This is a genomic window from Streptomyces sp. NPDC055078 (assembly GCF_053607985.1).
Genome location: NZ_JBSGUP010000443.1, coordinates 1 through 6,871, shown reverse-complemented (window position 1 = coordinate 6,871; position 6,871 = coordinate 1). Strand labels below are relative to the sequence as shown.

At 69.5% G+C, this 6,871-nt stretch carries 5 protein-coding genes; 4 read left to right on the top strand and 1 reads right to left on the bottom strand.

Going from position 1 to position 6,871, the window contains the following annotated elements; all coding sequences use genetic code 11:
- Nucleotides 1-4,490 (bottom strand): DNRLRE domain-containing protein (locus ACWF94_RS28745; protein WP_453494680.1); only part of this gene is annotated, 4,490 nt, incomplete at its 3' end.
- Nucleotides 4,491-4,916: 426 nt separating this feature from the next.
- On the opposite strand from ACWF94_RS28745, the gene ACWF94_RS28740 reads away from it, so the two are divergent.
- From ACWF94_RS28740 to ACWF94_RS28725, 4 genes are all read left to right on the top strand, one after another.
- Nucleotides 4,917-5,243 carry a PadR family transcriptional regulator gene (locus ACWF94_RS28740; RefSeq protein ID WP_055639405.1) on the top strand — a complete coding sequence of 109 codons (327 nt, stop codon included), beginning with the start codon at nt 4,917-4,919 and terminating at the stop codon, nt 5,241-5,243.
- Nucleotides 5,240-5,596, top strand: coding sequence for a DUF1048 domain-containing protein (locus ACWF94_RS28735; RefSeq protein ID WP_453494673.1), 357 nt, complete (start codon nt 5,240-5,242; stop codon nt 5,594-5,596). Before ACWF94_RS28740 ends, ACWF94_RS28735 begins: the two co-directional genes overlap by 4 nt.
- Before the next feature lies 1 nt (nt 5,597).
- Nucleotides 5,598-5,924, top strand: coding sequence for a DUF1048 domain-containing protein (locus ACWF94_RS28730; protein ID WP_453494670.1), 327 nt, complete (start codon nt 5,598-5,600; stop codon nt 5,922-5,924).
- A gap of 184 nt (nt 5,925-6,108) precedes the next feature.
- Nucleotides 6,109-6,871, top strand: a 763-nt coding sequence (locus tag ACWF94_RS28725) for an ABC transporter ATP-binding protein (RefSeq protein WP_453494677.1), incomplete at its 3' end; no start/stop codon positions are given.

Sequence of the window (6,871 nt, the reverse complement as noted above, 5' to 3'; positions counted from 1 at the left end):
GTGGTCGCCTCGGGCACGGCCTCGCCGGGACCTGAGACGGCGGTCCTGACCGGGCGTCCGGCGGCGTCGTGGGTCATGGTGGTGGTGCGGGTGGCGCCGTTCGCCGTCTCGGTCTGCGAGGTCGACTGCCCGTAGAAGCCGTACTCGTGTACCGCGGTGGGCAGTTGGGCGGGCTGTGAGCCGCCGCCGGTGATCGCGCCGGCCGGTGCGGTCGAGCACAGGGCGTCCGCCCACTCGGGGCGGCCCTCGCACGGGCCCGTACCGGTCGCCGACCAGTAGGTGAGCGTACGGGTGGCGGCATCGCCACCGGCGCTCCCGGGCAGCCGCACGCTGCTGATCCGGCCCTGGGCGTCGTAGGACGTGGTCGTGGTGAGATCGAGACCGCCCGCGTCCTGGACGGATCTGGTCGCCATGCCCTTGGTCCAGTCGTACTGCGTCTGCTTGACGGTCTTCTCACCGACCGCCGCTTCGTGGCCGCGGACCTGGACCCCGGTGGTGACTGCCGTGACCTGGTCCCGTACGACCGCGCTGCCGTCGGTGGGACGGCCCTGGTCGTACTGGACGGTCTTCACCTCGCGCCCCGGGACGGACGTTCCCGAGGTGACGAGGACGGTGGTGCCGTCCTTCAGGTCCTCGGTGAGTTCCAGCCGGTGCAGCGGACCGAGTCTGCTCTCCTCCCGTGCGCCGTTCTCGCTGTAGACGGAGATCGTCGAGAGCTGCCGGGCGCGTTCCTGGGACGGCAGGGACTGGATGCCCAGTTCACGGAGGATCTCCGTGGCAGCCGCGGTGGTGCCAAGCGCCGTGGCGCGGTTCTGGGGCGTGAGTTCCCTGATCCTGTTGCCGAAGCGGTCGTGTTCGGTCGTGGTGATGTGGCCGCCCGGGGCCGCCGAGTCGACTTCGAGCCCGGAGGCGTTGAGGTAGTGCACCCCGGCCCGCCGGTAGTCGGCCGCCGTGAGTGCGGAGCCGGAGTGCGAGGCCGGGGTCACATCGCCGGGGAAGACTGCGGTGGCGTCGGTCGGGTGGTCCGACTGGCCCCAGGCCAGGACGTCGGCGGCACCCATCTGGTAGGGGGCGCCGGCCCCGGTCAGCGGAACGTCGTAGACCAGGCTGGTGGTGTGGGTGCCTTCGGCGACGTCGGTGGTGCCCGGCCGCAGACCGGAGCGGGACGCCTTGAGGAGCATGCCGCCGCCCGCCGCGCCGGAGCCGCCGCCCGTACCGTAGGTGAAGGTCCACGGCAGCTGGCCGGGGGTGGTCAGGCTGGTGACGCGCCCGGCGGCGTCGTACTCGTACTCCGTCTTCAGCGCCGGGGTGATCTGCGGGTTCCAGAGCTGGCGCAGCCGGCCGGCCGAGTCGTACCGGTACACCTGGACCGCCTTGGACGTCGCCGTCGCCGCGCCCGGCTCGGTGGACCACAGCCGGACCTCCCGCACCTGGCCGGTGACATCGCCGAGGGTGACCGAGGTGGCCGTCGTGGCGTTGGCGTAGACGAACTCCAGGCTGCGGCAGCCCCGGGTGGCCGGAGTGGACGCGCAGGTGGCGGCGCCGGCCGCCGAGGAGGGTGACACGATCCGTTCGGGACGGGCGAGGGTCTTGCCGCCGACGACAATGGTCTCGGACACCACATCCGTGGTCCCGAGGGCGAGGCCGTTCAGCTTGACCCTGTCGACCACCCAGGTGGTCGCCGCCGCGGCCGGCTTGGTGAACACCGTCTCGACGCCCGTGGTGTCGGTGAGGGTGAAACCTCCCGTGAAGGTGCCGGTGAGGGTCGATTCCTCCGCTCCCGGTTCCGGTACCCAGCCGTTCTGGGCGGCGTTGGCCGTGAAGCTCGTCGCGGAGCCGTCGGTGTGCTGGAGCGAGAGTGCGGTGTCGGACACCTTGACGATCTGTGTGTGGGCGGTGCCGCTCGCCTCGGCGACGGTGCCGCTCGTCCATTCCTTGCCGAAGATGGGGGCCTGCCCCTCCGTCTGTGCGTCGGGTGTCCGGGAGGACGACGTGCGGCTGACGTTCATACCGAAGTAGGACGCGTCGTCCTCGGCGAACTCCAGGTCTCCGGTGAGCAGGTTCACCGTGCCGGGGCCGACCGGCTGGACAGCGCCGCTGGAGCCGTCGCGGTCGATGACGACGCTCAGGGGCTGGGTGCTGCCGGTGGCACTGGCGGGGCCGTTGAAGGCTGCCCTGATCTGTACGGTGCCGTCGGGGTCCACGGTGTCGGTGGCGTTCCAGACCAGCGGCGCGTTCCTGCCGTTCACCAGCGGTACGGGCCAGGCGGTGAGGGTGGTTCCGCCGGCGGTGACGTGGCCCACGGGGATGGCCACCCAGGGGTCGGCCTCGGAGCGGCGCCAGGAGAACGAGACATGGTCGTACGCGGCGGAGTCGGCTTCGGCGACCAGCCGCAGCCGACGGGCCGTGCGGTCGCCCTCGGCGGGTTCGAGGAATCCGCCGGGCCCCGCGTGGAAGACGTGGCTGATGGCCTCGGACCGGTGGTCGGCCCGGTCGACGGCCCGCACCCGGAGGGTGTGGGTGCCGTCCTTCGGCGGTGCGAGGACGATGTCCTTCGGGGTGCCGGAGCCGCCGGTGACGACCTTGGTCCAGGCGGTGCCGTCCAGCGACCACTCCAGCCAGTGGTGATCGGCGGCGGGCGGGGTGACGGTGAAGGTGCCCGGCTGTCCCGCGCCCTTGACCCAGGCGTTCGACGGGTAGTCCGTCGAGGTGATGCCCAGGGGCGAGGAGGGGGCGGCGGTGTCGACGGTGAACTTCTTCCAGGCCGACCAGCCCAGGTTGTAGTGCGACCCGTCGTACGGCGACGTCCGGAACCGGTACGTCTTCCCGTGGGTGAGGACCCCGGCCGGCACGGTCACGGACGCGACCTGCCCCGACGGCACGTACGGCGACACGAGGAGAGCGCCCACCTGCGTATTGGTGGCGTCGTCGAAGATCTGGAAGGTGCCGTTGACCTTGTCGCCGTTGACATCGGCGAAGGTGTCCCGCAGCGTCGGCCGCAGCGAGTCGACCACATAGTCACCACCGTAGGAGAAGTACGGTGTACCCGCTTCCTGCTGGGTGCCGGTCTTCGGGCGGTAGTTGTACGTCACGGTCAGCTTCGGCGGGTTGGCCGCGGCGTTGGCGGAGTTGACCCGCTTCCACTGCGCCACGGCCGTCTCACTGGTGGCGCGCAGGCCCATGTCTCCGGTGGTGAACCGTGCGGAGGCCCACTCCTGCACCATCGTCGTCACATCGGCGTTGATCCAGCCGTCCGGAGCGGCCGCGCACCCCGGGTTGCCCCTGGTCTCGGTGGACGTGGCCCGCTTCGCCGTCCAGGTGGGCTGGGCGGTCCAGCGCGACGCGGTGGAGGCGGCTCCGGTGGCCCACACCTCCCAGGGCTGGTCGGTGCAGGTGGTATTGGCGGAGTGGAAGTTCCACAGCGACAGCTTCGCGTCCGTGATCAGGGCGTCCCGGACGGGTGTCGTGTTCCAGGTGATGAAGGAGCGTGCCGTACGGGGCGTTCCGCCGGGGTTGGTGGTACCGGGGTTGCCGATGTCCAGCTCCGTGTCGGCGGACCAGTCGACGGTCTCGCCCTGCTGGACGTAGGTGTCGAAGACGTTCGAGAGGGCGGAGGTGGAGGGGTCCACCGTCACCGGGTACCGGGTCTTCGGGTCGGCGAGGAAGGTGGCGTCGGGCGTGAGGACCAGGTCGACGGAGCCCTTCTTCCGCACCACCTTCAGGGCCACGGGCACCCGCCGGGTGTGCTCGCCCGAGACCGGGTCGACCGTCGCATCCCACATGATTGGCGCGGGCATGACAGCTTCGGTCTTGTTCTTGCGGTCGGTGAACAGCACACTGCCGTCCGCCCGCTGTCCGACCTTGAGGCCCGTCACCTTCAGCGGGAGGGTGTATGTGTACCCGGCGGTGGCCGGGCGCTGCTTGATCTCGACGAACTGCTCGAACCCGCTGCGCGTCGCCTCGACCACGACATCGGCGCCGGGTATCGCGTTCACATACTCGGCGCGCGTACCGGTCAGCGCCGGTGCGGGCAGCCCGCCCTTCCACTGGAGCGCGATCCGGTTCTCGCCCTCGCCCAGCGTGACCAGATCCGTCGCCGCCGACGCCTGCGCCGCCTTCAGGGAACGGGCCGGAGCGGCGCCGGTCCGGCCGGCGAGCTTCAGCCCGGCGGGATGGGCCCTCGGCTCCACCGATCCGTCCGCGGCTCGCGCCAGGTTCAGGTCGACATTCCGCCAGTCGCCGGTGGCACCGTCCTTGAACCGGACCGGACCGGCTGACAGTTCGGAGGTGAGCGAACCGTCCTTGTTCGCCCACGTCGTGGAGGTCTCCGTACGCTCCGAAAGGGCCTCCACCCGCTTGCCCGACAGCCGCGCGGCCACCCCGGCGGACGGGATGTCCACCGCCTGGGTGACCGCGGCCGTCGGGGGAGCGGCAACCGCCTGGGGTGTCGCGGCCGTCGCCGCGGTGCCGTCCAGCAGCCCGATGGCCAGAGTCAGGGCGAGACCGCCTGCCACCCGACGTGGACCGCGCCCGAGCCAAGGCCGTACACGCCGCCGCGGCGCGGGTCTGTGTAACGTCATGGGACCTCCGTCTATTCAGTTCTCGCAACCACCACATCTGTGGGGTCGGGGTGAACATATCGGTGCCTGAAACATGGCAAATCACCGTAGAGAGCCCACCTATGACGGCACGCGAGAGGCACATTGAGTGATATGCGTCACAATCCATTGACAGGTGGGGTGGGTTACCTATCTCCCGCCCATCGCACGCATATCACGCGCTCTTGACGAACCTCTAACACGCCTCCATATCCGCAGAAGACGGGACTGCCGCGGCTGGCGCCCTCCACTACTCGGTGATACCGTATAGTGGTACTCGGTGCTACGCAGTACCGCTCGGGGTGAGGAGGGCTCGCGATGGACGACCTGACGGAGATGCTGAAGGGCACGCTCGAAGGATGCGTGCTCGAAATCATCGGCGGCGAGGAAACCTACGGGTACGCCATCACCCGTCAGCTGAACGAACTCGGCTTCACCGACGTCGTCGAGGGGACGGTCTACACCATCCTGCTGCGGCTGGAGCGGAACAAACTCGTCCAGGTGACGAAACGACCGTCGGGTGTCGGTCCGCCGCGCAAGTTCTACGCCCTCAACGACGCCGGCCGCGAGGAACTCGCGAAGTTCTGGGCGAAATGGCAGTACGTCTCATCACGCATCGACAGGCTCAAGGAGGGCGGGAGATGAACTTCTGGGAGACCATCACCGGCAGCGATCTCACCAGGGAATGGAAGGCGTTCGAAGCCCGGGCCCAGGTCCTGCCGGACGACTACCGGGCGGCGTGGGAACAGATCAAGGCCCACCTCTTTCCCCATGGGGACTTCACCGGCCGCAACCTGATGCCGATCCTCGACGCCGCCCTGGGGCTGCTCGAAGAGACGGCGGCGGACGGGCAGAGCGTCCACGAGGTCCTCGGCGACGACATCCAGGGCTTCTGCGCGGCGCTGGCCGGTGGAGAAGGGGCTCGAACCTATCGCGACCGGTGGCGCGAGCAGTTGAACAGGAACGTCGCAAGGAAATTGAGCCGGCTGGGAGGCTGACATGGGCATCCAGGACATCATCGAGGGCAAGAAGCAGTGGCGGGCGCACCTGGCTCGGGTCAAGGCGCTCCCGCCGGACTACCAGATCGTCTACAAGGAGATGCAGAAGTACCTGTTCAAGGTCGGACCGGTCGATCTGCCCGACGGGCCTCTGCTCCCCGGGATCGTCGACTTCTTCGAGGAAGGCGTCGCCTCGGGCAAGGGGGTCCTGGAGCTCATCGGCAACGACGTCGCCGCGTTCTGCGACGACCTGGTCAAGGACTCGCGCACCTATGCGGACGTCTACCAGGAGTCCATCAGCGGGGAACCCGGCACGGCCGGCAGGTAGCACCCGTCGCCTCATGCCGGTGCGCGCAGTAGCCCGCACGCACGGTTCATTCGCCTCGGCGCACCGCGAACAGGCGCGAACCGGCCACCACCACGAGCCGCCGCGGTTCCTGTCCACCGAGGTGGTATTCCGCTCCCCCTGCGTCTCCAGCCTCCGAAGGGAAGCCATCATGCCTTCATCTGTCATGCCCACAGCAATGCAGGGGGACGGTCATCCGTCGCCGACCGCCGTCTCCGCCGTCGGTCTGCGCAAGTCGTACGGCGACAAACTCGTCCTCGACGGGATCGATCTGCACATCCCGGCCGGGTCGGTGTTCGCGCTGCTCGGCCCGAACGGCGCGGGCAAGACCACCGTCGTCAAGATCCTCTCCACGCTCATCACCGCCGACACCGGTGAGCTGCACGTCGGCGGGCACAGCCTGGCCGCCGACCCACAGGCCGTACGGGCCGCGATCGGTGTCACCGGGCAGTTCTCCGCCGTCGACGGCCTGATCACCGGCGAGGAGAACATGCTCCTCATGGGGGACCTGCACCACCTGTCCCAGCGCAAGGGACGGCGGGTCGCCGCCGAACTCCTGGAGCGCTTCGACCTGGTCGAGGCCGCGAAGAAGCCGGCGTCCACCTACTCCGGCGGGATGAAGCGCCGCCTCGACCTCGCGATGACGCTGGTCGGCAGCCCGCGGATCATCTTCCTCGACGAGCCGACGACAGGGCTCGACCCGCGCTCCCGCCACAACATGTGGGGCATCATCCGCGGCCTCGTCTCCGAAGGCGTCACCGTCTTCCTCACCACGCAGTACCTGGAGGAGGCCGACGAACTCGCCGACCGTATCGCCGTACTGAACGACGGCCGGATCGCCGCCGAGGGCACCGCCGACGAGCTGAAACGGCTCATCCCCGGCGGACACGTCCGGCTCCGCTTCACCGACCCGCTCGCGTACCAGTCCG

Excerpts from the sequence above, each read along its gene's own strand:
- ACWF94_RS28740 (WP_055639405.1), top strand. The coding sequence starts at position 4,917 with ATGGACGACCTGACGGAGATGCTGAAGGGCACGCTCGAAGGATGCGTG.
- ACWF94_RS28735 (WP_453494673.1), top strand. The coding sequence starts at position 5,240 with ATGAACTTCTGGGAGACCATCACCGGCAGCGATCTCACCAGGGAATGG.
- ACWF94_RS28730 (WP_453494670.1), top strand. The coding sequence starts at position 5,598 with ATGGGCATCCAGGACATCATCGAGGGCAAGAAGCAGTGGCGGGCGCAC.